At 72.3% G+C, this 22,474-nt stretch carries 26 protein-coding genes and 1 pseudogene; 14 read left to right on the forward strand and 13 right to left on the reverse strand.

Annotated features, from left to right (window positions below; all coding sequences use genetic code 11):
- Positions 1–74: 74 nt before the first annotated feature.
- Positions 75–1,109, reverse strand: a complete 1,035-nt coding sequence (locus Q9R26_RS12220; RefSeq protein WP_396136827.1) for a UDP-N-acetylglucosamine 4,6-dehydratase family protein — start codon at positions 1,107–1,109, stop codon at positions 75–77.
- Between the two features lie 60 nt (positions 1,110–1,169).
- Positions 1,170–2,867 carry a beta-N-acetylhexosaminidase gene (locus Q9R26_RS12225; protein ID WP_311227428.1) on the reverse strand — a complete coding sequence of 566 codons (1,698 nt, stop codon included), beginning with the start codon at positions 2,865–2,867 and terminating at the stop codon, positions 1,170–1,172.
- A gap of 50 nt (positions 2,868–2,917) precedes the next feature.
- Here Q9R26_RS12225 and Q9R26_RS12230 point away from each other — a divergent pair, with 50 nt between their 5' ends.
- Positions 2,918–4,081 carry an ROK family protein gene (locus Q9R26_RS12230; protein ID WP_311227429.1) on the forward strand — a complete coding sequence of 388 codons (1,164 nt, stop codon included), beginning with the start codon at positions 2,918–2,920 and terminating at the stop codon, positions 4,079–4,081.
- Positions 4,082–4,132: 51 nt separating this feature from the next.
- Positions 4,133–4,903, forward strand: a complete 771-nt coding sequence (locus Q9R26_RS12235; RefSeq protein ID WP_311227430.1) for a DedA family protein — start codon at positions 4,133–4,135, stop codon at positions 4,901–4,903.
- Positions 4,904–4,906: 3 nt separating this feature from the next.
- Here Q9R26_RS12235 and Q9R26_RS12240 read toward each other — a convergent pair whose 3' ends face one another.
- Entirely contained in the window at positions 4,907–5,110 is a 204-nt protein-coding gene (locus tag Q9R26_RS12240) for a DUF2945 domain-containing protein (protein ID WP_311227431.1), read from the reverse strand.
- A 198-nt stretch (positions 5,111–5,308) separates the two neighbouring features.
- Between Q9R26_RS12240 and Q9R26_RS12245 the strand changes: the two genes are divergently transcribed.
- Together Q9R26_RS12245 and Q9R26_RS12250 are read left to right on the forward strand one after the other, a co-directional pair.
- Positions 5,309–6,361 (forward strand): serine/threonine-protein kinase, encoded by a 1,053-nt coding sequence (locus tag Q9R26_RS12245; protein ID WP_182064606.1) that lies wholly within the window; start codon positions 5,309–5,311, stop codon positions 6,359–6,361.
- Between the two features lie 55 nt (positions 6,362–6,416).
- On the forward strand, positions 6,417–7,037 hold the full coding sequence (locus Q9R26_RS12250) for a phosphoribosylanthranilate isomerase (RefSeq protein WP_209133014.1): 621 nt from the start codon (positions 6,417–6,419) through the stop codon (positions 7,035–7,037).
- 101 nt (positions 7,038–7,138) lie between these two features.
- Here the strand turns inward: Q9R26_RS12250 and Q9R26_RS12255 are convergent, their stop codons facing one another.
- The 3 genes from Q9R26_RS12255 to Q9R26_RS12265 all read right to left on the reverse strand — a co-directional run bounded on the left by Q9R26_RS12255 (position 7,139) and on the right by Q9R26_RS12265 (position 9,090).
- The gene (locus Q9R26_RS12255) at positions 7,139–7,897 is read right to left on the reverse strand and encodes an HAD-IIB family hydrolase (protein WP_209133016.1); all 759 of its coding nucleotides are present in this window, start codon (positions 7,895–7,897) and stop codon (positions 7,139–7,141) included.
- Positions 7,898–7,979: 82 nt separating this feature from the next.
- Positions 7,980–8,411: an acyl-CoA thioesterase gene (locus Q9R26_RS12260; RefSeq protein WP_182064609.1), complete on the reverse strand. Its 432-nt coding sequence runs from the start codon at positions 8,409–8,411 to the stop codon at positions 7,980–7,982.
- A gap of 82 nt (positions 8,412–8,493) precedes the next feature.
- The gene (locus tag Q9R26_RS12265; RefSeq protein ID WP_311227432.1) at positions 8,494–9,090 is read right to left on the reverse strand and encodes a nitroreductase family protein; all 597 of its coding nucleotides are present in this window, start codon (positions 9,088–9,090) and stop codon (positions 8,494–8,496) included.
- An 84-nt stretch (positions 9,091–9,174) separates the two neighbouring features.
- Between Q9R26_RS12265 and Q9R26_RS12270 the strand changes: the two genes are divergently transcribed.
- Positions 9,175–10,098 carry an AEC family transporter gene (locus Q9R26_RS12270; RefSeq protein WP_128781521.1) on the forward strand — a complete coding sequence of 308 codons (924 nt, stop codon included), beginning with the start codon at positions 9,175–9,177 and terminating at the stop codon, positions 10,096–10,098.
- A gap of 139 nt (positions 10,099–10,237) precedes the next feature.
- On the opposite strand, the gene Q9R26_RS12275 is transcribed toward Q9R26_RS12270, so the two are convergent.
- Positions 10,238–10,387 carry a hypothetical protein gene (locus Q9R26_RS12275; protein ID WP_259580353.1) on the reverse strand — a complete coding sequence of 50 codons (150 nt, stop codon included), beginning with the start codon at positions 10,385–10,387 and terminating at the stop codon, positions 10,238–10,240.
- On the opposite strand from Q9R26_RS12275, the gene Q9R26_RS12280 reads away from it, so the two are divergent.
- Entirely contained in the window at positions 10,386–10,739 is a 354-nt protein-coding gene (locus Q9R26_RS12280; protein ID WP_311227433.1) for an aldehyde dehydrogenase, read from the forward strand. The genes Q9R26_RS12275 and Q9R26_RS12280 overlap by 2 nt on opposite strands.
- A gap of 33 nt (positions 10,740–10,772) precedes the next feature.
- On the opposite strand, the gene Q9R26_RS12285 is transcribed toward Q9R26_RS12280, so the two are convergent.
- Together Q9R26_RS12285 and Q9R26_RS12290 are read right to left on the reverse strand one after the other, a co-directional pair.
- Positions 10,773–11,021: a nuclease gene (locus Q9R26_RS12285; RefSeq protein WP_209133019.1), complete on the reverse strand. Its 249-nt coding sequence runs from the start codon at positions 11,019–11,021 to the stop codon at positions 10,773–10,775.
- Positions 11,022–11,154: 133 nt separating this feature from the next.
- Positions 11,155–11,991: an exodeoxyribonuclease III gene (locus tag Q9R26_RS12290; RefSeq protein WP_311227434.1), complete on the reverse strand. Its 837-nt coding sequence runs from the start codon at positions 11,989–11,991 to the stop codon at positions 11,155–11,157.
- A gap of 131 nt (positions 11,992–12,122) precedes the next feature.
- Here Q9R26_RS12290 and Q9R26_RS12295 point away from each other — a divergent pair, with 131 nt between their 5' ends.
- The 6 genes from Q9R26_RS12295 to Q9R26_RS12320 are packed head-to-tail and all read left to right on the forward strand — an operon-like array spanning position 12,123 to position 15,243.
- Positions 12,123–12,629: an Asp23/Gls24 family envelope stress response protein gene (locus Q9R26_RS12295; RefSeq protein WP_182064614.1), complete on the forward strand. Its 507-nt coding sequence runs from the start codon at positions 12,123–12,125 to the stop codon at positions 12,627–12,629.
- Positions 12,626–12,817 carry a DUF2273 domain-containing protein gene (locus Q9R26_RS12300; RefSeq protein WP_027464859.1) on the forward strand — a complete coding sequence of 64 codons (192 nt, stop codon included), beginning with the start codon at positions 12,626–12,628 and terminating at the stop codon, positions 12,815–12,817. The genes Q9R26_RS12295 and Q9R26_RS12300 overlap by 4 nt, the downstream gene beginning before the upstream one ends.
- The gene (locus Q9R26_RS12305; RefSeq protein ID WP_311227435.1) at positions 12,814–13,185 is read left to right on the forward strand and encodes a hypothetical protein; all 372 of its coding nucleotides are present in this window, start codon (positions 12,814–12,816) and stop codon (positions 13,183–13,185) included. Before Q9R26_RS12300 ends, Q9R26_RS12305 begins: the two co-directional genes overlap by 4 nt.
- Positions 13,182–13,835: a hypothetical protein gene (locus Q9R26_RS12310; protein ID WP_311227436.1), complete on the forward strand. Its 654-nt coding sequence runs from the start codon at positions 13,182–13,184 to the stop codon at positions 13,833–13,835. Before Q9R26_RS12305 ends, Q9R26_RS12310 begins: the two co-directional genes overlap by 4 nt.
- Positions 13,832–14,434, forward strand: coding sequence for a hypothetical protein (locus tag Q9R26_RS12315; protein ID WP_225557527.1), 603 nt, complete (start codon positions 13,832–13,834; stop codon positions 14,432–14,434). Before Q9R26_RS12310 ends, Q9R26_RS12315 begins: the two co-directional genes overlap by 4 nt.
- Before the next feature lie 8 nt (positions 14,435–14,442).
- Positions 14,443–15,243, forward strand: a complete 801-nt coding sequence (locus tag Q9R26_RS12320; protein WP_396136828.1) for a phosphotransferase — start codon at positions 14,443–14,445, stop codon at positions 15,241–15,243.
- Between the two features lie 28 nt (positions 15,244–15,271).
- On the opposite strand, the gene Q9R26_RS12325 is transcribed toward Q9R26_RS12320, so the two are convergent.
- The 4 genes and pseudogenes from Q9R26_RS12325 to Q9R26_RS12335 form a co-directional block, all read right to left on the reverse strand.
- Entirely contained in the window at positions 15,272–15,931 is a 660-nt protein-coding gene (locus Q9R26_RS12325) for a hypothetical protein (RefSeq protein WP_311227438.1), read from the reverse strand.
- A gap of 93 nt (positions 15,932–16,024) precedes the next feature.
- Positions 16,025–16,300: pseudogene (locus Q9R26_RS18615) on the reverse strand (alpha/beta hydrolase); the annotation flags it as partial.
- Between the two features lie 3 nt (positions 16,301–16,303).
- Positions 16,304–17,653 (reverse strand): M23 family metallopeptidase, encoded by a 1,350-nt coding sequence (locus Q9R26_RS12330; RefSeq protein ID WP_182064619.1) that lies wholly within the window; start codon positions 17,651–17,653, stop codon positions 16,304–16,306.
- Between the two features lie 74 nt (positions 17,654–17,727).
- Positions 17,728–19,395: a hypothetical protein gene (locus tag Q9R26_RS12335; RefSeq protein ID WP_311227439.1), complete on the reverse strand. Its 1,668-nt coding sequence runs from the start codon at positions 19,393–19,395 to the stop codon at positions 17,728–17,730.
- A 96-nt stretch (positions 19,396–19,491) separates the two neighbouring features.
- On the opposite strand from Q9R26_RS12335, the gene pyrE reads away from it, so the two are divergent.
- Positions 19,492–20,043: an orotate phosphoribosyltransferase gene (pyrE, locus tag Q9R26_RS12340; protein WP_311227440.1), complete on the forward strand. Its 552-nt coding sequence runs from the start codon at positions 19,492–19,494 to the stop codon at positions 20,041–20,043.
- Positions 20,040–22,349 (forward strand): septum formation family protein, encoded by a 2,310-nt coding sequence (locus Q9R26_RS12345; RefSeq protein ID WP_311227441.1) that lies wholly within the window; start codon positions 20,040–20,042, stop codon positions 22,347–22,349. The genes pyrE and Q9R26_RS12345 overlap by 4 nt, the downstream gene beginning before the upstream one ends.
- Positions 22,350–22,474 lie beyond the last annotated feature (125 nt).

Consider the following 22,474-nt stretch of genomic DNA (forward strand, 5'->3'; position numbering starts at 1 on the left):
GGGAGGCCCGGTGCCAGCTGGCACCGGGCCTCCCGTTCGTTGTCCGGTCGCGTTGCGGGCCGGACGTGCGTCGGTCAGGCGGCCATCGCGAGTACCGACGGGTCGACCTGACCGGGGACGCACTCGACGACGTCACACGGCGCGATCGGCGCGACCGACGTGTGGGTGATCTTCGGGTGCACGGGACGACGTTCGGTCTCGCCGCGTCCGATGAGGTCCTCGTGGAGCTTCTCGCCCGCCCGCAGGCCCGTGAACACGATGTCGGACGGGCTCCCGGTGGCCTGGAGCATGCGCCGTGCGATGTCGAGGATCCGGACCGGGGCGCCCATGTCGAGCACGAGGACCTCGCCCGGGTGGGCGATCGCAGCCGACTGGATCACGAGGTGGCACGCCTCGGGGATGGACATGAAGTAGCGGGTGGCGTCCGGGTGGGTGACGGTGAGGGGTCGGCCGGCGCGGATCAGCTCCGCGAAGAGCGGGAGCATCGAGCCACGGCTGCCGAGGACGTTGCCGAACCGGACCGACACGTAGTCGTGGCCCGTGTCGGCGGCGGTCCAGGCGGTCAACCGCTCGGCGATGCGCTTGGTCGAGCCGAGCACGCTCGTCGGGTTCGCGGCCTTGTCGGTCGAGATGTTCACGAGCGTCCCCACGCCCGCGGCGGCAGCGGCGCGGAGGACGTTCAGGGTGCCGAGGACGTTCGTCTTCCAGCCTTCGTCCGGGTACTGCTCGAGCATCGGCAGGTGCTTCAGCGCCGCGGCGTGGAAGACGACGTCGGGGCGGCGGCTCAGCATGATGTCGCGGACGGCGTCGGCGTCGCGGATGTCGGCGAGCACGACGTTCTTCGTGTCGAGCAGCCCGTGACCGTCCACGGAGACCTGCACCTGTTGCAGGGCGGTCTCGTCGCGGTCGAGCATGATGATCTCCGCCGGCTCGAACCGGACGAGCTGTCGGCAGAGTTCGCTGCCGATCGAGCCACCGGCGCCCGTGATCAGCACCGACCGGCCCCGGACGAAGTCGACGGTGATCTCGAGCTCGGCCTCGGGCTGTCGATCCCCGATCAGTGCGTCGATGTCGAGTCCGTCGAGGCCGGGGATGCTGCGGTGTGCCATGGGGTCTCCTCCGTGAAGTCCTCCCCAGCGTGACCCGATCACATGTGAAATGTCAATTGATCATTTGCTGATGTTCGCCGTGACCGCGTCGATGTACGCCGCACGCTCCTCGCGCGAGTGCGGGCGCCCCGGGACGCCCGGTCGCTGCTCCCACGGGAACGGGCCGGCCTCGTGCCGGTACTCGATGCCCATGGCCTCGAGCCGGGCGGTGTGCTCGGCCAGGCGCCCGCGGAACTCGGCGAGGTCCCGCGGCCCGGTGGTGTCGGCCGACCACAGTGCCTCGGCGAGGGCGGCGACACGGGGGAAGAGCTGGTAGTCGAGCCGACGGGCGGTGTCGACGTGCTCCGTCCACATGTTGCCCTGGCCGCCGATGACGTGGGCGCGCTCGGCGTCGGTGAGCCCCGACGGCACCGGGTCGAAGGCGAAGACGTCGTCGACGGTGAGCACGATCGACACCGGGATCGGCTCGGTCGGCAGGTCGCTCTGGCGGTAGTCGAGGTACACCTGGTCGTCCGGCGACGAGATGACGTCGTGCCCGCGGCGGGCGGCGGTCCGTGCGCCGGTCAGCCCACGCCACGAGACCACGGTGGCGGAGGGGTCGAGCGTGCCGCCCTCGAGGATCTCGTCCCACCCGAACGCCCGTCGGCCGTGCGACTCGACGTGTGCGGCGAGCTGTCCGATGATCCAGGCCTGCAGCTGTTCCTCGTCCTGCAGTCCGAGCTCGCGGATGCGCTCCTGGGTGCGCGGGTCGGTCTCCCACTGCACCTTCGGGCACTCGTCGCCGCCGATGCCGATGTACCCGGAGGGGAAGAGCGCGATGACCTCGTCCAGGACGTCCTTGAAGAAGTCGATCGTGGCGTCCTCGGCGTTCAGGACGTCGTCGGCGATGCCCCACTCCGTCCACACCTCGACCGGTGCGCCCGTGACGCCGAGCGACGGGTAGGCCGCCAGCGCCGCACGGACGTGCCCGGGGGTCTCGATCTCGGGGACGACGGTGACGAACCGGTCGGCCGCGTAGGCCACGATCTCGCGGACGTCGTCCTGCGTGTAGTACCCGCCGTGCGGGCGGCCGTCGAACCCGGGGGTGACGAGTGTGCCGTCCGGCCCGGGGACGTGCGCGCCGACCTGGGACTCCCGACGCCAGGACCCGACCTCGGTGAGGCGCGGGTACTTCCGGATCTCGATGCGCCACCCCTGGTCCTCGGTGAGGTGGAAGTGCAGGCGGTTGATCCGGTGGGCGGCGAGCTGGTCGACCACCCGCATGACCTCGTGCTTCGTGCGGAAGTGCCGGGCGACGTCGAGCATCACGCCGCGCCAGGCGAAGGCGGGAGCGTCCTCGACCACCACGGCGGGGACGGACCACGGGCCCGTCGCGACCCGGCCGCGACGGTACACGTCCGGGGGCAGCAGCTGCAGCAGTGCTTGCACGCCGTAGAAGACCCCGGCGGGCGAGCCGCCGACGACGTCGATGCCGTCCGGCGTCACCGTGAGGCGGAACGACTCCGCCCGCTCACCCTCCGGTGTCGTCGGGCCCGCAGGCAGGGACGGGTCGTCGGCGACGCGCAGTGCGATCGTGCCGGCCCCCGGTGCCGTGTCGTCGAGGGCGTCCCGCACCGGCAGTCCGGTCGATCCCCGCAGGGTCTGCTGCAGGTACAGTCGGACGGACTCGCTCGCCGGGTCGGCGGCGATCCGGGTCGACGGGGTGATCTCGAAGGCCCCGACACCGGGAGCGGTGCGGCGCGGTCGTGGGACGAGCATGTCGGAGCCACCATTCCTCAATGATCTTTCGTAATGTGGAGGCTATGGCCGTGCAGCAGACCGTGTCAACGACCGCGGGTGCCGTCGGGACGACCCCGGGCGTCCTGCGGCAGATGAACTCGCGGGCGATCCTCGACGAGCTCCTGCGCGACGACGTCTCCCGCACGGTCACCGACCTCGGGCGCACGGTCGGCCTCTCCCGCCCCACGGTCGAGGCCGCGCTGTCCGACCTGGTCGACGAGGGGTGGGTGACCGAGACCGAGGCGATCGCGACCCCGAACAAGGCCGGTCGTCGGGCCAAGCGCTTCGCGGCGGACGCGTCGGCCGGTTCCGTGCTCGGCGTGGACCTCGGCCTGCACGGGATCGTCGGCGTGCGCGCGGACCTGCGCGGCGTCACGCTCGCCCGGGTCGAGGAGCGCTACACGGACCTCGCCGACGCCGAGCAGGCCTGGTCGAGCGTGCAGGACGTCGTCCGTCGGCTGACGTCGCCCGTCGGTGGCGCGGTCGGCGGCCCCCCTGGTGGTGCGCCCGTGCTCGGCGCCACGTTCGGGGTCCCGGCGGTCGTCGACCGCGACGGCGCGATCGACTACACGGTCGCGGTGCCGGAGTGGGTCGAGCGGCGGGTGCCCGGCCGGATCCAGGACCTCTTCCCCGGGGTCGCCACCTTCTTCGACAACGACGCCAAGCTGGCGGCCACGGCCGAGGCCCGGTGGGGGCGGTTCCACGGCGTCCGGGACGGCCTGTACCTGGTGATGGGTCGGCAGATCGGTGCCGCCCTGGTGGTCGACGGCTCGTTGGCGCGCGGTGCGCGCGGCGCGGCCGGCGAGATGGGCGGCATCGCCTCGACCGGCTGGCCCGAAGCACCCGCCCGCCTGGAGGCCCGGATCCCGTCCGACACGGACCTCGAGTCCGTCTTCGCGGCGGCGGCCCGGGGCTCGGTGTCGGCAGTCCGGATCGTCCGTGCGTTCGCGGCCGACGTGGCACCCGGCGTCGTGCAGCTCGTGACGACGATCGACCCCGAGGTCGTCGTCGTCGGTGGTGAGGTCCTGCCGGCGGCAGAGGTGTTCTGCGCCGCGCTCGACGAGATCGTCACGCCACTGCTCCGGCACCCCGTGGTGTTCGCCCCGTCGACCGTCGGTCGCGACGCAGTCGCCCGGGGCGCGCTCGCCCGGTCGCTCGCGCACGTCCGCGCCGCCCACATGGGACTCGGCTGACACCCAGGGGGTGTGCCGGGTCCTGACAGGGCGTTCAGGGATGCTGGGGGCATGACGACTGCCGTGACCGCCCGTGCCATGACCGTCGCCAGTGGCGACTCCACCGCCCCGTCGGACCTCGGCGGGCTCTCCGGCCTGGTGCTGCAGCTGATCGACGCGCTGGGGGAGTGGGGCGTCGGGCTGATGCTCTTCGTCGAGACGGTGTTCCCGCCCATCCCGTCCGAGGTCATCCTGCCGCTGGCCGGGTTCCTCGCGGGTGCCGGCCAGATGAACCTCGTGCTGGTGCTCGTGCTGGCGACGATCGGTTCGTACCTCGGGGCGCTCGTGCTGTACTGGCTCGGCGCGAAGATCGGGTTCGAACGCACCACGCGGTGGTTCGGCAAGCTGCCCCTGGTCGACGAGGACGACTTCCGCAAGGCGGCCGGCTGGTTCCACCGGCACGGCAAGAGCGCGGTGTTCTTCGGCCGGTTCGTCCCGATCGTCCGCAGCCTCATCTCGCTGCCGGCCGGCGCCGACCGCATGCACCTCGGCACGTTCTCGGTGTTCACGATCATCGCGAGCGGCATCTGGAACAGCGCACTCGTGCTGCTCGGTGCCGCGTTCGGGTCGCAGTACGACCAGGTCGAGGCGTACACCGAGTGGATCGACCGCGTGCTCTACGTCGTGATCGCCGTGGTCGTGGTGACCTTCGTCGTGCGTCGGGTCCGTCGTGTGCGTGCCGAGCGGCGTGCGGGCGGCCGCGACGACCACGACGACGACGCCGACAGCCCTGCCGTGGGCGGTGCCCGGGGTCGTCGTCGCGCCGAGCCCGCCCGCGACTGAGCCTCAGGCCTTCGTCAGCGCCGACTCCTTGTGGGCGGCCTGCTTGCCGCTCTTCTCCGACTCGACGATCCAGTACGGGTCGTCGTCGGTCGGCTTGAAGTGCTGCCCGTCGAACTCGAAGTCGCTCGTCCGCTTCCGCACGAGCGCGCCGGTCGTCCTGCCCTGCGAGGTGTTCCAGTGCACCTCGTCACCCTTCGACAATGCCATGCTGTCCTCCTTGCGCGATTCCTCGTCGTGATGGAGGTCGGACTGTACCCCGCCGATCCCCGGGGAATCAGGGAACCACGGCGATCACGATGTCGTAACGGCCATGCGGATCGAGAGTCGGACGCGTACCGTTTCCCATGAGCCCACACGCCGGCAGCGGCCGCGGAACCACGGGCTCCGGACAGGACGACGGACACCATGACCCTGCTGGACAGCGCGCGGGCGGACACCGTGCTCGCTGCGCGGTACCGGCTCGTGAAGCTCATCGGCACCGGCGGTATGGGATCCGTCTACGAAGCCCGTGACGAGCACACGTACCGGGCCGTGGCCGTGAAGCTCTTCGCGACCCCGGACAAGATGACCACCGCCGACCGCGTCCGTCAGGAACGCGAGATCCGGCTGCTCAGCATGCTCTCCCACCCGGGCCTCATCCCGCTGTACGACGCCGGGACCCACGAGTTCGAGGACGGCCCGCACCGGTTCATCGTGATGGAGCTCATCGCCGACACGACGCTGCTCCGCCGACTGTCCGAGGGGGCCCTGCACAACTACGAGGTGGCCGACCTCGGTGCGCAGCTCGCCGACGCCCTGGCGTACGTGCACTCACGCGGCATCGTGCACCGCGACGTCAAGCCCGCCAACATCCTGATCAGCGACGAGGGCTCGTCCGGGTTCGCCCGCACGGTCAAGCTCACCGACTTCGGCGTCGCCCACTTCGTCGACGGCTCCCGCCTGACGAACGACGGCACGGTCATCGGCACCGCCGCCTACCTCAGCCCGGAGCAGGTCGCCGGCGAACCGATCAGCTTCGCCACCGACGTGTACTCACTCGGGCTCGTCCTGCTCGAGGCGCTGACCGGCAAGCAGGAGTACTCGGGCACCCTCATCGAGGCTGCGCTCGCCCGGCTCCGCCGCGATCCCGAGATCCCGGACGACGTCGCCGACGAGTGGCGCGAGCTGCTCAGCCGGATGACCGCGCGCGACCCGGAGCGCCGGCCGACGGCGGTCGCCATCGCCAACGCGCTGCGCGGCGGCTCCACCCAGATCACCGGCCCGGTGCCGCTCGGCCCGGAACGCGTGAAGCACCAGCGAGACCACCGCATGCACCGCGCCGCCCACCGGCACGCCAAGCGCGGCACGTTCTCGGCGGTGCGTCGCTGGCGTCGGCGGAACGTCCTGGTCGGGTCGTTCGCGGCCTTCGGCGTCACCGCGGCCTGTGTGGCCGCGTACGTCGCTGGCGCCCTGCACTGACCCGCTCGGCGGCTCGGTGCTCCGGGCACCGGAGCACCCTGGCAGGATGGACAGCATGACCGACCAGCGCTGGATCAAGATCTGTGGCCTGTCGACGCCCGACACCGTGGACGCCGCCATCGACGCGGGTGCCGACGCGGTCGGGTTCGTCTTCGCGGCGGGCAGCCCCCGGACCGTCACCGCCGACCTGGCGAAGGAACTGGTCGAGCGGGTGCCGGACGGCGTCGACGCCGTCGGGGTCTTCCGCGACCAGAAGATCGACGAGATCGTCGGCATCGCCTCCGAGGTCGGTCTCACCACGCTGCAGCTGCACGGTGGCGAGTCCCCGTCCGACTTCGCCCGGGCACGCGACGCCGGCTTCTTCACCATCCGGGCCATCGCGGCCGAGGACTACCTGCGCGAGACGCCCGAGCAGCGCGCCGCGTTCGACCACGACCTGCTGCTGCTCGACGCCGCCGTGCCCGGCAGCGGTCGGCTGATCGACCCGGCCACGATCGACGGCGTGGACGAGGCCTGGATCCTCGCCGGCGGGCTGACCCCGGCCAACGTGGTCGCCGCGGTCGAGGCGCTCGACCCCGACGGCGTCGACGTGTCGAGCGGTGTCGAGTCCGAGCGCGGCGTCAAGGACCCCGCGAAGATCCGTGCGTTCGTCGAGGCCGTCCGCAGCCTGGGCTGAGCCGGCCGCACCGATCGGCCGCGGTCGCGGTTCTGGACGCGACCGCGGACCGACAGGAGGCGCGGTGCGGGCCCGCCACGGGCCTCCCGTCCGCCGCGCGCTCAGCGCAGGGTGGGGATGAGCTCCGTCAGGAACGCGTCCGTGTCCTCCCAGCCCTGCACCGCGTGGCAGGGGACCCCGAGTGCCTTCACCGGGTAGTCGTTGCCCTCGGGGTCGAGCCGGTCGCCCACGAAGAGCATGTCGTGGAGTGCGATGCCGGTGATCTCGGCCAGGCGCTGCATGCCGTAGGCCTTGTCGATGCCCTTGCGGGTGATGTCGATGCTGGTGGAGCCGCCCGAGCGGACCTCGAGGTCAGGCAGGTCCTGCTGCACCAGACGGCGCAGGTGGTCCTTCTTCTCGCCGGTCGGGTCCCACTGCTTCTTGACGTCCACCGGGGCGGACTGGCCGAGGGCGGAGAACGTGATCTGCGACCCGCGGTCCTCGAGGATGGCACCCCAGGTCTCGGACTCCCAGTACCCGGCTTCCTGCGCACGGGCCTCGACCGCGGCGAGGGCGCGGTCCTTCTGCTCGTCGGTGAGGTCCTCGGCGTACTGCAGCGCCCAGTCCTGGTCCTCCCAGCGGTAGTACCGGGTGCCGCAGGTCGGCAGCAGGTGCAGGGCGTCGAGCGTCAGGCCGTCGCGCTGCCGGAGCGGGGTGACCAGCTGCTGCTCGAACTGGGTGAAGTTGCCGCCGGAGATGACCGCGACCGGCACGACCTCGAGCAGGGACGCGAAGGTCTCGAGCATGCGGGGATCGAGGGAGGACTTCGACGGGGCGAGCGTGTCGTCGAGGTCGAAGGCGACGAGGCGGGGCGTGGTCATGCCCCCGATCCTGCCAGAGCCCGCCGACCACCCGCAGGGTGCGACCACGCGGGTGCCCCGGTGCTGCGCGATGTCTGCGGGGTCACGCGCGGTGCGTGGCAGGGACCCGGTCGCGGGCGTAGGTGATGTCCGTGTAGCCGTGCGGGGCGGGGTTGCCGTCCTCGTCGAGGTTCACGAACACGACCTCGTCGATCGTCAGGATGCTGCGGTGCGTGAAGAGGTTCCGCGCCTCGGCCCGCATGGTCAGCGACGTCCGGCCGAACCGGGTGGCGACGAGGCCGATCTCGACGATGTCGCCCTCCTTCGCCGACGACAGGAAGTTGATCTCCGACATGTACTTCGTGACGACCTTGCCGTTGCCGAGCTGGATGATCGCGTAGACCGCGGCCTCCTCGTCGATCCAGCGGAGCAGACTGCCGCCGAACAGCGTGCCGTTGGCGTTGAGGTCCTCCGGTCGCACCCACTTCCGGGTGTAGAAGTTCATCTCCGGTGGGGCGTCCTGGTGCTGATCCATGTCACGTCATGGTACGCCGACGGCCGCGCTCCCGCAGGGACGCGGCCGTCGTGGCGATCGCGGGCGGCGATCCCGCCGGAGCTCACTCCTTGACGAGGACGACCTCGTCGAGCGGGATGCGGGTGCGCGGGGCGACCTCGCGCTCGGCGGCCTTGTCGTCGAGCTGCGACGGGTGCGCGACGGTGCCGACGGCCGTGACGGTGTACGGCAGGAACCGCTCGGGCAGGTCGAACGCGGCACGGAGCCCGGCGGCGTCGATGCCCGCCATCTGGTGCACGTGGAGCCCCTCGGCGTGGGCCTGCACGGTCAGGGCGGCGAGGGACTGGCCGAGGTCGTACTGCGCGAAGGGGCGCTCCTCGCCGTCGGCGGTCACGGTCTCGAGCACACCGACGATGAGGGCGCTGGCACGGAAGGCCCAGGCCGCGTTGAAGCCGAGCAGGTTCTCGTTGATCTTCCGGAACGTCTCGGTGCCGCGGCGGCCGGCGATGAAGCGGCGGGGCTGGAAGTTCATGGCCGACGGCGCCCAGCGAGCGGCCTCCAGGACGGCGTCGAGCTGGTCGTCCGAGATCGTCGCGGTCTCGTCGTAGGAGCGGGGGCTCCAGCGCTCCTCGAGCAGCGGCACGAGCGGCTGGCTGGAGTCGGTGGACCGGGTGAGGGTGTCGGCGTTCGTCGAGGTCATGGTGCGCTCAACGGTATTCGATGCGTACGCATTTCCGACCTGAGTGACGTCACATCACCGCCGGCAGGTGCCAGGATGGAGGGGATGGGTGGCGTGTTGACCGGCTTCGCGATCATCGGCGCGATCATCGCCGGTGGGTACGTCGTCGGACGCATCGGCCTGCTGGGCCCGCACGCGCAGTTCGTGATGAGCCGGCTCGCGTTCTTCGTGCTGATGCCGTGCCTGTTGTTCCACACCATCGCGACCGCCGACATCGCGTCGCTGCTGTCCTCGATGCTCTGGGTCTCGCTGCTGAGCGCCGCCGTGGTGGCCCTCGGTGCCGCCGCGGTGTTCCGCTTCGTGCTGCGCCGCCCCGTCACCACGACCACCGTCGGCGCGCTGGCGTCGAGCTACGTCAACGCGAACAACATCGGGTTGCCGGTGGCCGTGTACGTGCTCGGCCAGGCGACCGCGGTCGTCCCGGTGATCCTGCTGCAGCTCGTCGTGATGGCCCCGATCGCGCTGACGATCCTGGACGCTGCGACCGCGGGTGGCGGCGGGTGGGGGCGGCGGATCGCCGGGCCGTTCCGGAACCCGATCATCATCGCCTCGCTCGTCGGGCTCGTGTGCTCGGCGACCGGGATCACGCTGCCGGACCCCGTACTGGAGCCGTTCTCGCTCGTCGGCGCCGCCGCGGTGCCCGTCGTGCTGCTGTCGTTCGGGATGAGCCTGCACGGTGCGACCCCGCTGCGGGACCCTGCGATCCGGACAGACGTCATCGTCGCGTCGTCGATCAAGCTCGTGGTGATGCCGGCCGTGGCGTTCGTGTTCGCCCGGTTCGTGTTCGGGCTCGGCGACCAGGACGTCTTCGTGCTCACCACCCTCGGCGCCCTGCCGGCGGCGCAGAACGTCTTCAACTACGCGCAGCGGTACGGGGCAGCGGTCCCGGTGGCGCGCGACGTCGTGCTCATCTCGACGCTCGGCTCGGTGCCCGTGCTCGTCGCGATCGCCGCCCTGCTGCACCCGTAGCGCGCCCTGGACGCGCGCCGCGGCGGACGGGAGGCCCGTGGCGGGGGCGCAGCGGGCCTCCCGACCGGCCGTGGTGGCGACCACTGCGGATGGTGAGCAGGAACGGTCGGGTCGCGTCCGCCGACCCGACCACGACTGCTCACGAAGCACGGACGGCGCGCGCGTACCCTGGCGGGCACGCGGGGCGGACCGCTCCGTGACCGATGACCACGACGAGGAGACCGGCGATGGACACGATGGCGATGATGAAGAACATGTCGATGACGGACATGCCCGTGGAGATGGACATGGACATGGACACGATGCAGGACACGATGATGGCGATGAACGCCGCGTCGATGGCTGCGACGATGTGCTCCGCGGCCGACATGCGGATGGGCGGCGAGATGGCCACCTGCGCCGCGATGTGCTCGAACACCGCGATGCTCGCGGACACCGGCATGCGGATGATGATGCGTCCGGTGGGGATGGACACGGCCGCGATGCCGGCGATGCTCATGGCCGTCGTCGCGATGGGCACCGCGTGTGCCGCCGAGTGCCGCCGGCACCAGGACATGGACGAGTCGTGCCGCTACTGCGCCATGGCCTGCGACGAGATGGTGTCCAAGTGCCAGGCGATGCTCGACTCGATGGCGGCCTGAGCAACTCCGCCTGCGCTCCGCGACGCGTGCGCGCTACGCGACGCGTGCGGTGGTCTGTCGACCGCCGGCGCTGAGGATCTCTGCGACCGGGTGGTGGGCGACCGGCTCGCCGACCGACAGGACGCCGTCGGCGTCCGCCACCCGCAGCTGCGTGGTGCTCCCGTCGAGGAACAGCACCACGGCGTCGGCTGCGCGGGTCTCGACGACGATGCCGTCGCGCCACGCACCGGGGGCTGCGGTCGCCATGAGGCGCTGGATGGGAAGGATCGTCGTGCGGGACATGGCTTCACCTGCTCTCGAAGGGGTTCGGTGCAGGAAACCTACGTCGGCGTGACGGACGGCTCAATCACGGCGGACGCCGGGCGTAACAGAGCCGGGCGGGCGCCGTCGATCCGGACCGGTGACCCGACTCCGATCAGAAGATCATCGGGCGGTCGTCGTCGAGCGACGTGTCCAGGTCGAGGTCGACCAGGACGGGGACGTGGTCGCTCGGGGCGTCGCCCTTGCGCTCGTTCCGGTGGATCGAGGCATCGGTGACGACGTCGGCGAAGGCCTGCGAGCCGAGGACGAAGTCGATGCGCATGCCCTCGTTGCGCGGGAACCGCAGCTGCTTGTAGTCCCAGTAGGTGTAGCCGTCGGGCACGATCGGGCGGACGACGTCCTGCAGGCCCCGTACCTCGAACTCGCGGAACGCGGCCCGCTCCGGCTCGCTGACGTGGGTCGACCCCTCGAACACCCGCATGTCCCAGACGTCCTGGTCGAGCGGTGCGACGTTCCAGTCGCCCATCAGTGCGAGCGGGGTCTCCGGCGACGCCTGGATCCACTCCGAGGTGCGGTCGGCCAGCTGGGCGAGCCAGTCGAGCTTGTACGTGTAGTGCGGGTCGCCGAGCTCGCGGCCGTTCGGCACGTAGAGGCTCCACAGCCGCACGCCGTCGACCGTGACGCCGATCGCGCGGGCCTCGACCGGCAGGTCCGGCCCCTCGTGGCCCTTCAGGAACCCGGGCTGGCCGGGGAAGTCGCGGGTGACGTCCTCCATCGGCAGCCGGCTGGCGAACGCGACGCCGTTCCACTGGTTCAGGCCGTGCGCCTCGACGTGGTACCCCGCGGCCTCGAACTGCTCGACCGGGAACTGCTCCGGCTTGCACTTGATCTCCTGCATGCCGAGGACGTCGACGTCCTCACGCACCAACCAGTCGACGATCCGACCCACTCGGGTGCGGACGGAGTTCACGTTCCAGGTCGCCACGCGCATGGAACAAGAACCTACCGGTGTCGACTGACGGCGCGGTCGGCTGCGCGACCGGACGGCACGTGCGCCGCCTGTACGGCGTGCGGCACGATGGTGTTCGCTGGAGGCCAGCAATCGATCGCACGGAGGCAGCAATGGCATCGACGACGAACCGCGTTGACGGGACCCCGACCGGGACCACGACCGGGGCAGCGCTCGGCACCGGGGCCGGGAGCACCCAGCCCGCCGGCACCACCACGACGCAGGTCACCGCCAAGGGCAGGACCATCATCGACGACACGGTCGTCGCGAAGGTCGCGGGCATCGCCGCTCGCGACGTCCCCGGCGTCTTCGCACTCGGCGGCAACGCCTCGCGGGCGTTCGGCGCCATCCGCGACGCCATCGGCTCCAGCGCGCTCGGCCAGGGCGTCCGCGTCGAGGTCGGTGAGACCCAGGTGGCCGTCGACCTGACCATCGTGGTCGACTACCCGACGCCGATGATGGAGGTCGCCTCGGCGGTGCGCGCCGCCGTCACGAACGCCGTCACCGAGCTCGTCGGCCTCGAGGTCACCGAGGTCAACATCGCCATCAACGACGTGAACATCCCGGCACTCAACGGCGTCGCGGACGAGCCCGACACCCGGGACGGTCGAGTCCGGTGAACGCCACCGTCGTCGGGATGGGCACCGGCGCCCTGCTCGCGATCGTCGCCGTGACGCTCGGGTTCTGGGCGTTCGTCGTCGTCGCCGTCTGCATGGCGGTCGGCGCACTGGTCGCCCGCATCGTCACGGGCGACGTCGACTTCCGCCGCCTGCTGGACGTGCTGCGCGGACGCCGGAGCTCGTCGTGAGCGACGCCGCCGTCGCCACGACCGGCGACAGCGGCGTCCGGCTCCGCGGTTCCGACCGCATCGGCACGTCCGCGCTGGTGCACACCGCCCAGGCGGTCGCCGCCGAAGCACTGCGCGTGGCCTTCCGGGAGGTCCGCGCCCGGGTCGCCGACGACGGTCGCGGTGCGCTGGCGGTCGAGATCACCGCCCCGCTCGCCCTGCCGGTGCTGGGCTCGCACGCACTCCCCGACGAACCCGTCGTCACCACGGCGCACCGCGCTCGCGGCACGATCGCCGCGCGCTTCCGGACCATCACCGGCCGACAGGTCGCCCGCGTGACCGTGATCTTCGCCTCGTCGGTCGTGGACACCCCACGGAGGGCCCGGTGACCGCCGCCACAGCCGTCGATCCCGCCGGCGGCAACGCCGATCCGATCGCCCCCGCCGGCCCCTCGCCCGACGACCACCACGCCACCCACCGCCGCCTGCTGCGCCGCGAGACCCACGTCTCCCGTTCGGGCGCCGTCGTCGTCGCGATGCTCATCGCCCTGGTGCTCGCTGCCGCCGCGGTCTTCGCCGGCGCACTCGTCCTGCTCGACCAGAACGTGCTCGGCGTCGACCCCCGTGCGGTGGTCGACGCCGCGCTCGCCGCTCCGGACGGCCTCGACACCACCATCGTGATCGGCATCGGTGCCGTCGTGGCCCTGATCGGCCTCGTCCTCCTGCTGCAGGGGATCCTGCCCCAGCGGCGTCCGCGGCACGTGATGTCGTCCGACCGGCTCGCAGTGGTCGTCGACGACGAGGTCCTGGCCTCCGCTGCGGCCCGCGCCGCCCGATCCGCGACCCGTCTGGGCGCCGACGCCGCCGTGGGCACCGTCGGCCGTCGCACGGTCGACGTCGTGCTCCGTCCCGCAGCCGGGGTGGACGTCCCCGCGGTCGCCGCGACCGAGGCCGTCGAGCGGGAGTTCGCCGCGATCGACGCGCAGCCAGCTCTCGCCGCGCGGGTGCGGGTGCAGCCGACCGGGCGGGTGGACGGATGAACGCCACGAACCGTGGGCTCGGCCGGACGGCGCTCGTCGTGCTCGGGCTCGTCCTGCTCGTCGCCGGGGTGGCGGCGATCCTGGTGCAGACCGCCCAGGGGTTGCCCCTCGTCGCCTCGTGGTGGCGCACGGTCGGTGATGTCCTCGCCGGACTCGGCACCGGGGCGTCGCGTGACGACTCGGTGTTCGCGTGGACCTGCGTGCTCGGCGGTGGCGTCGTGCTCGGCGTGCTCGCGCTCGTCGTGCTGACGACGCTCGGCGGTGGCCGCGAGGGCACCGTCGTGGACAGCGACGGTTCGGCCGACGGCGTCGCCGGTTCGGTGCGCATCGAGTCCACGGCCGTGCAGCACGCGCTCTCCTCGGCCATCGGCGAGATGCCGCAGGTCGGCTCGCTCGCCGTCGACGTCTACCGGGTCCGTGGTGGTCGGGCGATCCGGGTGCGGGTCCGTCCGCGCCGGGGTGCCGCGCCGCGCGAGATCACCGAACGGGTCGAGGCCGTCGTCGCCGACCTCGACGCCCTGCTCGGCGAACGCCTGCCGGTGCTGCTCGAGATCGCCCGTGGCGGGTCGGGGTCGTCCCGCCCGGACCGCGTGCACTGAGCGTCACCGTGGTGCGCTCGATCGGTGGACTGCCCCGGCCGGGCGAGACCGTGCCGGTGCCGCGCGTGGTCACCGAGGTGGCCCGGGGCCGCGAGGTCGCCCTCGTCTGGCACAACGAGATCGGCGGGACGACGTTCCGCATCGGACCGGACGCGCACGCCGAGGAGTTCGTGAAGGTCCTGCCGCACGCATACGGTTCGTGGATCAGCGGCGAGGCCGCGCGGCTGACGTGGGCGTCCCGGTACGCCCGGGTGCCGGAGGTGCTCGACCACGGCACCGACGAGGACGGCCTCTGGCTGCACACCCGTGCCGTGCCCGGGTGGAGCGCCGTCGACCCGCGCTGGCACGACGAACCCCGGACCGCGGTGGTCGCGGTGGGGGAGGGCCTGCGCGCGCTGCACGACACCCTGCCCGTCGACGACTGCCCGTTCACGTGGGCGACCGCGGACCGGCTCGATCGCGCACGCGGGGCTGCCGCCGACGCCGACGCCGAGCTCGGCCCGGGCGGTCTCGGTCCGGAACCACCGACCGACCGGATCGTCGTCTGTCACGGTGACCCGTGTACGCCGAACACCCTCATCGGTGCGGACCGGCGGTGGAGCGGGCACGTCGACCTGGACGCGATGGGGGTCGCGGACCGCTGGGCCGACATCGCGGTGGCGACGATGGCGCTCGGCTGGAACTACGGACCCGGGTGGGAGCCGCTGTTCCACCGGGCCTACGGGCTGCCGGACGACCCGGAGCGCACCGCGTGGTACCGGGCGCTCTGGAACGGGGACGTGGACGACGTGGGACCTGCGGCGCGCTGAACCGGAGCCGTCGTGGTGCTCGATCGGTTCAGATCTTCGGCTTGTTGACGACGGGGTCGTCCCACTGGGGGAAGTTCGGGTAGACGCCGGGGAGGGACCGATCAGGGAACTTGACGGTCGAGCGTCCGTAGATGGCCGTCGAGAGCGCGTTGGCGTCGTTGGTCCAGAAGGGATCGCTGTAGACGGTGATGGGGTTGTCGCCGTTCTCCTGGGCGGTGTACTGGATCTGCCAGCCGTCGCCGGTGGTGGCCCAGACTTCTTCGTCGCCGGTGATGGTGCGGTGTTCGATGTCCCAGCCCTGTTCGGTGAAGTAGTCGATCATCGGTTGCAGGTCGCGTTGCTGGTCGGTGGGGCCGGGTGGGGACCAGAGTCGTGTGGTGCTCATGTCGTAGCTGTTCTTGGTGTCGGAGCCGGGCAAGGGCGCGACGCCGTCTCCGCCGATCCCGGGCAGGTCGTCGCCGCCGCCCCACTCCCATTTGCCGTCGTGGACCTGGAGTTGCGCGGCTTTCAGGAGTTGTTGCATGTGTTCGTAGTGGTCGCGGTAGGCGTCGAACTCTTGGTGCAGGGACATCTCGGCGACCTCGTCCTGGGTGAGGCCGGCTGCGTCGGTGGGCATCTGGTTGCCTCCTGCCGTGCACCCCGACAGCAGCCCGAGGGTCAGGGCTGCAGTCGTGATGGTGCGGAGCATCGGTCGCATGGTCTTCATCATGGCTTCCCCGTCGCGATGATCTTCGCGATGGTCTGTTGTGCGGTGGCGTCGCGGGACAGGCGCTTCGGCCGCGGTGGTGGACCCGTAGGAGTGCCCGAGGACGGTCAGTGACCGCGGCGCGCTGCCCCGGCTGTCGTGGATGCCGTCGAGGAACGAGGCGAGGTTCGCCCCGCCCGCGGCGGCGCGCGCCTGGCTGGGGACTTCGACTGCGCCCGGTGCGCGGTACCCGACCCAGGACACGACCGCGAACGATTCGGACCGTAGCAGCGGAAGTGCGAACGGTGGAGTTCCACGTCGACGTGTGGAGAAGTTGCCGCGGCGATGCGCGGCGTTCCCACCGGGGTCGATCGCCTAGAAGGCGACCCCTCGGGCGGACATGAACGGCACCGGGTCGGTGGTGGCGCCGTTGATGTGCACCTCGACGTGGCTGTGGCAGCCGGTCGAGGCCCCGGTGGAGCCGACGAGGGCGATGAGCTGCCCCGCGGAGACCTGCTGCCCGGTGGCGACCCGGAAGCCGCCGTCGACGATGTGGCCGTACGCGGTCTGCACCCCGCCGCCGTGGTTGATGCGGACGTAGTTGCCGTAGCCGCCGTACCAGCCGACGTAGTCGACGGTGCCGGCCGAGGCCGCGACGATGGGCGTGTAGCAGCCGCTCGCCAGGTCGGTGCCCTCGTGCATGGTCACGACGCCGGTGATCGGGTGCACGCGGTACCCGTAGGGGCTGATCACGTAGCCGCTGGCAGGACGGACCCAGCCGGTCCCCGAGCCCGCGCCGACGGAACCGCCGCCGCCCGAGCCGCTGCTGCCGGTCGAGCCGCCGCCCGACGGAGCGCCCCCGCCGGAGTTCGCGGCCTGTGCGGCGGCTGCTCGCTGCGCGGCGGCTGCGCGTGCTGCGGCTTCGCGAGCTGCCTTCTCCTCCGCCGCCTTGCGGATGCGCTCACCCTTGGCGAACTCGGCTTCGGTCCGGACGCGGCCGGAGGTCAGGGTCGCGAGCTGGGCGTCGAGTCGGGCCTTGTTCGACTGTTGCTCGTCGTAGGCGGCCTGCACGGCATCGGACGCCGCCTGGGCTTCCTGCATGCGGTCTTCGGCTTCGGCAGCGAGGTCGCCCAGCGCTTCGGCGGCGCGGTCGGCCTGTGCCTCGAGCGAGCTGGCGACGGCGGCGTCGGCGCTCGCGGCGGCCTGCACACGCTCGGCCTGCTCGGAGAGCTTGCTCAGCGCACCGAGGTTGTACAGCAGGTCACTGGCGTCCTCGCCCTGGGTGATCACCGATGTGGTGACGTCGGCGCCACCGGAGCGGGACATCTGCGCGGCGAACTGCCCGGCCTGCGCGGCGCTCTGGTCGGCGACCTCGGCGTGGTCCTTCGCGTCGGCGCGGAGCTGCTGTTCCTTCTCGGCGGCGGTCTGGGCCTTGCGCTGTGCCTTGTAGAACACGTCGCCGAGCTTCTGCGCCTTCGCCTCGGCAGCGTCGACCTTGGCGTCGAGCTCGCTGATGATGCCGCGGATCTCGGTGATCTGCCCCTGCTTGGCGGACTCCTTGCCGCGGGCGGACTTCACTTCGTCCCACGTGGGGTAAGTGACTGCCTGGGCCGCCGGAGCGTCGGCGATGACCGTGCCGACGAGGCCCGCGAGTGCCAGGCCGGTGACGGCGAGGCGCAGGCGCACGGGGACACGGTGGGCGCGGGGGCTGCTGGGACGAGACATCGAGCACGAGCCTATACATCCGTACAGCGAGCATCGGACGGCAACGCGCCGCTGTGGACAACTTCAGCAGTGAATCAGAAGCCGCGGTCGCGCCGGATGACGTCGGCGCTCCCGACGACGTCGCGCCGCAGGATCGCCTGCCCGGCGGTGCCGGCGTAGTCGTAGACGTCGAACCCGGTGCAGTGGGTGATCGTCGCCGGGGGGCCGAGTGAGTCCTCGACCGCGGTGGTCCAGAGGTCGTGCGACCCGACCACCACGAAGCTCGGGTCGGCGTCGCGGTAGGCACCGAGGTCGACGAGCCACGGGTACGTCTCGAAGGTGTCGCGCACCTGCAGCAACTCGACGTTCGTCGACGCGTAGGTCGCGAGGGGCCGGACCGTCCAGAACTGCCCGACGCCCGTGACCTGGCGTCCGTCGGCCCAGCGGTCCAGGCACGCGGCCGCCGGGTACCGCGCGGTCGACACGGCGTGGGCGGTGCCGGGGGCCACTGCGATCCCGGTCGCGAGCACGGCGGCCATCGCGACCGCCACCCCCGCTCGGACCCCGCGGTGCGGGCGGTGCACGCGGGTGCGGCGGACCGCGGTGCGGGTGAGCTCTGCCACGGCGACGAGTGCGAGCAGCGGTGCGGTCACGATCGGCTGCAGGTAGCGCGGGGTCTCGGACCCGGCGACGACGACGCCGACGGACACGGCGACGACGGTCACCAGGGGCAGCAGCGTCGCGACCAGCACGGTGCGTGCGGTGCGGACCCGCCAGGCCCAGACCGTGCCGCCGACGGTGACGAGCACCCCGGCGAACAGCAGCAGGAGTCCGAGGTCGCCCGGTGCCGTCCCCGCCCGGTTGTCGGTCAGCGCCGCGAAGAACCGCAGGGTCTCCCCGGCCCGCGACGGCTGCACGTACGTCGCCGGGTCGAGGGAGACGAACGGCCGGAGCGGGATCCGCACCAGGTACCCGACGACCGAACCGACCGTCACGGCACCGGCGAGCAGCGCAGCGGGGCGCCACGGCACCCGCCGTGCCAGCACCAGGAGCCCGAGGGTGACGACCACCGGGGCCGCCGACCACGGCACGTACAGCGGGTTCGACGCGGTCGTGCACGCGGCGACGAGTCCGAGCACCACGAGCAGGGGCACCGACGCCCGGCCGAGGCGCACCGCCCGCAGCACGAGCACCGCGGTGCCGAGGACCGCCAGCACGGCGCCGTAGTAGTAGGTCGTGGTGAGCAGCAGGGACGCCAGCTCGAGCGAGGTCGCCGTCGCCGACGACTCCGTCAGCACGAGCAGCGTGACCAGACCGAGTGCCCCCGCCGACACCGCGATCCGGGCAGGGCGCCCGGCGGACGGCATCAGCTCGTTCGCGGCCGCCCGCACCAGCGCGTACACGGCGAGCAGCACGAGCGCCCCGTTCAGCGCCAGGGCCTGCTGCGGCGTCGCGGTCACCAGCGAGCAGAACAGGTACACGGGCAGCTCGGGGAAGAAGAACAGCGCGGGCGACATCGCCCACTCGAACGGCTGGCCGGCCTGCAGCGAGCGCTCGACGAGCGGCAGCAGCACCGAGTCGCCGTCGTACCAGAGCAACGCCACCCGTTCCGTCGCGATGACGTGGCGCAGGGCGATGACGGCCAGGGCCAGCGCGACCAGGCCGCCCAGGGCCTCCCGTCCGACCGTGACGGCCACCGCGCCGGGCCGGCGGTCGCCGGACGGAGCCGGCTCCACGGCGGGGCGGCGCGGTGCTCGGGACATGCCCCGGAGCGTACCGAGGCCGCCTCGGTGCCGGCACCCCGCGGCCCACAGGCTGGGGGAGCGCGTTGCGGGCCCGAACGACTACCCTTGTGCGCTGTGACCGACGCGCGCGAACAGTTGATCCAGTACATCTCCTCCGAAGCGGTGTTCCACGGCGACTTCACCCTGACCAGCGGGAAGAAGGCGACGTACTACATCGACCTGCGGAAGGTCAGCCTGGACCACCGCGTCGCGCCGCTGATCGGGCAGGTCATGACCGAGCTCGTGCAGCAGGTGCCGGACGTCTCCGCCGTCGGTGGCCTGACCATGGGCGCCGACCCCATCGCCAGCGCCGTCCTGCACCAGGCCGCCGCCCGGGGCCTGACCTACGACGCCTTCGTCGTCCGCAAGGAGCCGAAGGACCACGGCCGCGGCAAGCAGGTCGAGGGACCGGACCTGAAGGGCAAGCGCGTCGTCGTGCTCGAGGACACCTCCACCACCGGCGGCTCGCCGCTCAAGGCGGCCGAAGCGCTCGAGCGCGAGGGCGCGATCGTCGTCGCCGTCGCGGTCGTCGTCGACCGGGACACGGGTGCCAAGGAGACGATCGAGGCGGCCGGCTACCCCTACTTCGCGGCCATCGGGTTGGCTGATCTGGGGCTGACCGCGTGACCGAGGAGCGTCCGGACGACGCACGCGAACCCGACGGCACCGCCGGCCCGGCAGACGGGGACGACGGCCTGGAGGCTCGGCGTGCGTCCGGATCGGACGCTCCGTTCCACGGTCTCCGCAGCGCTGCGGACATCTTCGGGGCTCCACGCGGCGAGGAGGACTGGCCGTCGCGGCGGGAGCGCCGTGCGGCCGAGCGCACCGCCCGCGAGACGGGCGCACCGCTGCCCGAGCCGTTCGTGGCCGAGGGGGAGGCGGAGGACGCCGCGCCTGCGGCTCCTGCTGCGGCTGAGCCGGTGCCGCCCGCTCCGGCTCCGGCGCTCGACGACGGTGCGACCCAGGCCATCTCGATGCCGCCCGAGCTGCTCGCCCCCTCCGAGAACCCCGACGCCGTCGTCGAGCACGAGCGCTCGACACTGCACGACCGGATCCCGGCCGCCGCTGACGTCCCACCGGACTCCACCGCGCCGCACCCGTCGTCGATCGTGCTGCCGACCGCGCAGACGCACCGCGACGAACGTGCCGCCGCGGCGAAGGCCATCGAGGACGAACGTCGCCGCGTGGACCCCTTCGGCGAGGGCCGCGCCGACGTCGACTGGCTCGGGCGCGCGACCGGGAACCACCCGGAGTCCGTGCCGCCCGTTGCGCCCGCTGCCCCGCAACCCGTCGGCGTCGAGAACGTGCTGCCCCCGTCCGAGGAGCCGCCGACCTTCACCGACCTGCTGCGCATCACCAGCACCGGGCCGGTCCCCACGCAGACCGGCGCGCACGACCGGCCGTTCGACTGGGCGATCGGCGACGACGAGCCCGGCGAGGTACCGGCGACGCTGACCACCGACTCGTTCGACACCACCGCGCTGTCCGCCGGGTCCTGGTCGCTCGCCGACGAGTTGGACGACGAGGACGAGGTCGTCGCCGGCGAGGTCGACACCCCGGCCACCGGGCTGCCGCAGGCGCCGCGGACCTACCCGGTGCCGCCCGCGGTCCCCGTGCCGCCGGTGGTGCCCCCGGCCGCTCCCGGCGCTGGCGCTGGCGCTGGTGCTGGTGCTGGCGCTGGCGCTGGCGCTGGTGCCGCTGCTGCTGCTGCTGCCGCTGGTGCTCCGTCGGAGGCGACCGAGGCCGTGGACGCGCCCCGTGGGTCCGCCGGGGACGACGTGCCGGACGCGACCGAGGGCCTCCAGGCCGACGCGCCGACCACCGCGATGCCGGCTGCCGGCACGCCCTGGTGGTCCGAGCCCGACGCGACCGCGCCGCCGACCGCCGCGCCGCCGCTCGTCGAACCCGCCGGTGCACAGGAGTACCCGGCGCACCTGCCGCCGTCGGTCGGGCAGGACCTCGACGCCGTGCTCGGGCTGCGCGGGAACGACACCGGTCCGCAGCCGGAGTCCCTGCCGGCCGCGGCGCCGGCCGACCTGGACCAGTCCGAGTGGGACGGCCGCGAGACCAGCGACACGAGCGCCATCAAGGACCTGTTCGGCACCGAGGCCGTCGGGCAGCTCGGTGGCACGGGCTACGACCCGGAGGAGACCGGGACGCGGATGATGCCGGCGGCTGCCGTGCCCGCGGCGGCTGCCGCTCCTGCTGCTGCCTCCGCGCCCGCTGCTGCCGGACGGCCGGCCGGCGGTCCGGACCGGCAGTCCGGCGACCGCGACAACTTCATCAACGAGGGCTTCGCGCGGCTGCGGAACGAGGGCAAGCGCGGCAAGCAGCTGCTGATCTACGGCTCGATCGCGCTGATCCTCGTGCTCATCGTGCTGGTGTTCCTGCTGTCGAAGTGGATCCTCGGCAACAACATCGCCGACCAGGCCGTGCCGACGAAGTCGCCGGTCGCTGCCTCGTCGGCGCCGGCGACACCGAGCGCTGCGCCGTCGGCGTCGGCCTCGCAGTCGAGTGACGCCGCAGCACCGTCCGCCACGCTGCAGTTCGCCACGACCCCGGCCCTGCCCGGCGAGCACCCGTGGACCGACCTGGCCGGAGGGGAGTGCCTGTCGCCGTTCACGAACGCGTGGTCGCAGACCTTCACGGTGGTGGACTGCGCGACGCCGCACATCGGGCAGCTGACCGCGCGGCTCGCGGTCGAGGGCGACACCTACCCGGGCGCCGAGGCCCTGGCGACCCAGGCCGCCGACCAGTGCCAGTCCGACACGGCGCTGAACGCCTCGGCCGCCGCTGCCGTGGGCGACGTGCAGGTGCAGGGTTCCTACGCGCCCGACCAGGCGACGTGGGACCAGGGCGATCGGTTCATCTCGTGCTTCGTGACGCGGTCGTCGGGGCAGCCGCTGTCCGGGTCGTTGGCGCCGGGGGCGTAGGCGGGGCGGGTCGGCCGTCGGCGTCCGGCGGTCGGGGCGGGTCACACCTGTTCTGCGACGTTCCACCCCGAGATCGACCGGTGGTCTGTCGGAACATGCACACGCAGCGAATGCGTGTGCAACGA

Source organism: Curtobacterium sp. BRB10 (assembly GCF_031844325.1).
GTDB classification, from domain to species: Bacteria; Actinomycetota; Actinomycetes; order Actinomycetales; family Microbacteriaceae; genus Curtobacterium; species Curtobacterium poinsettiae_A.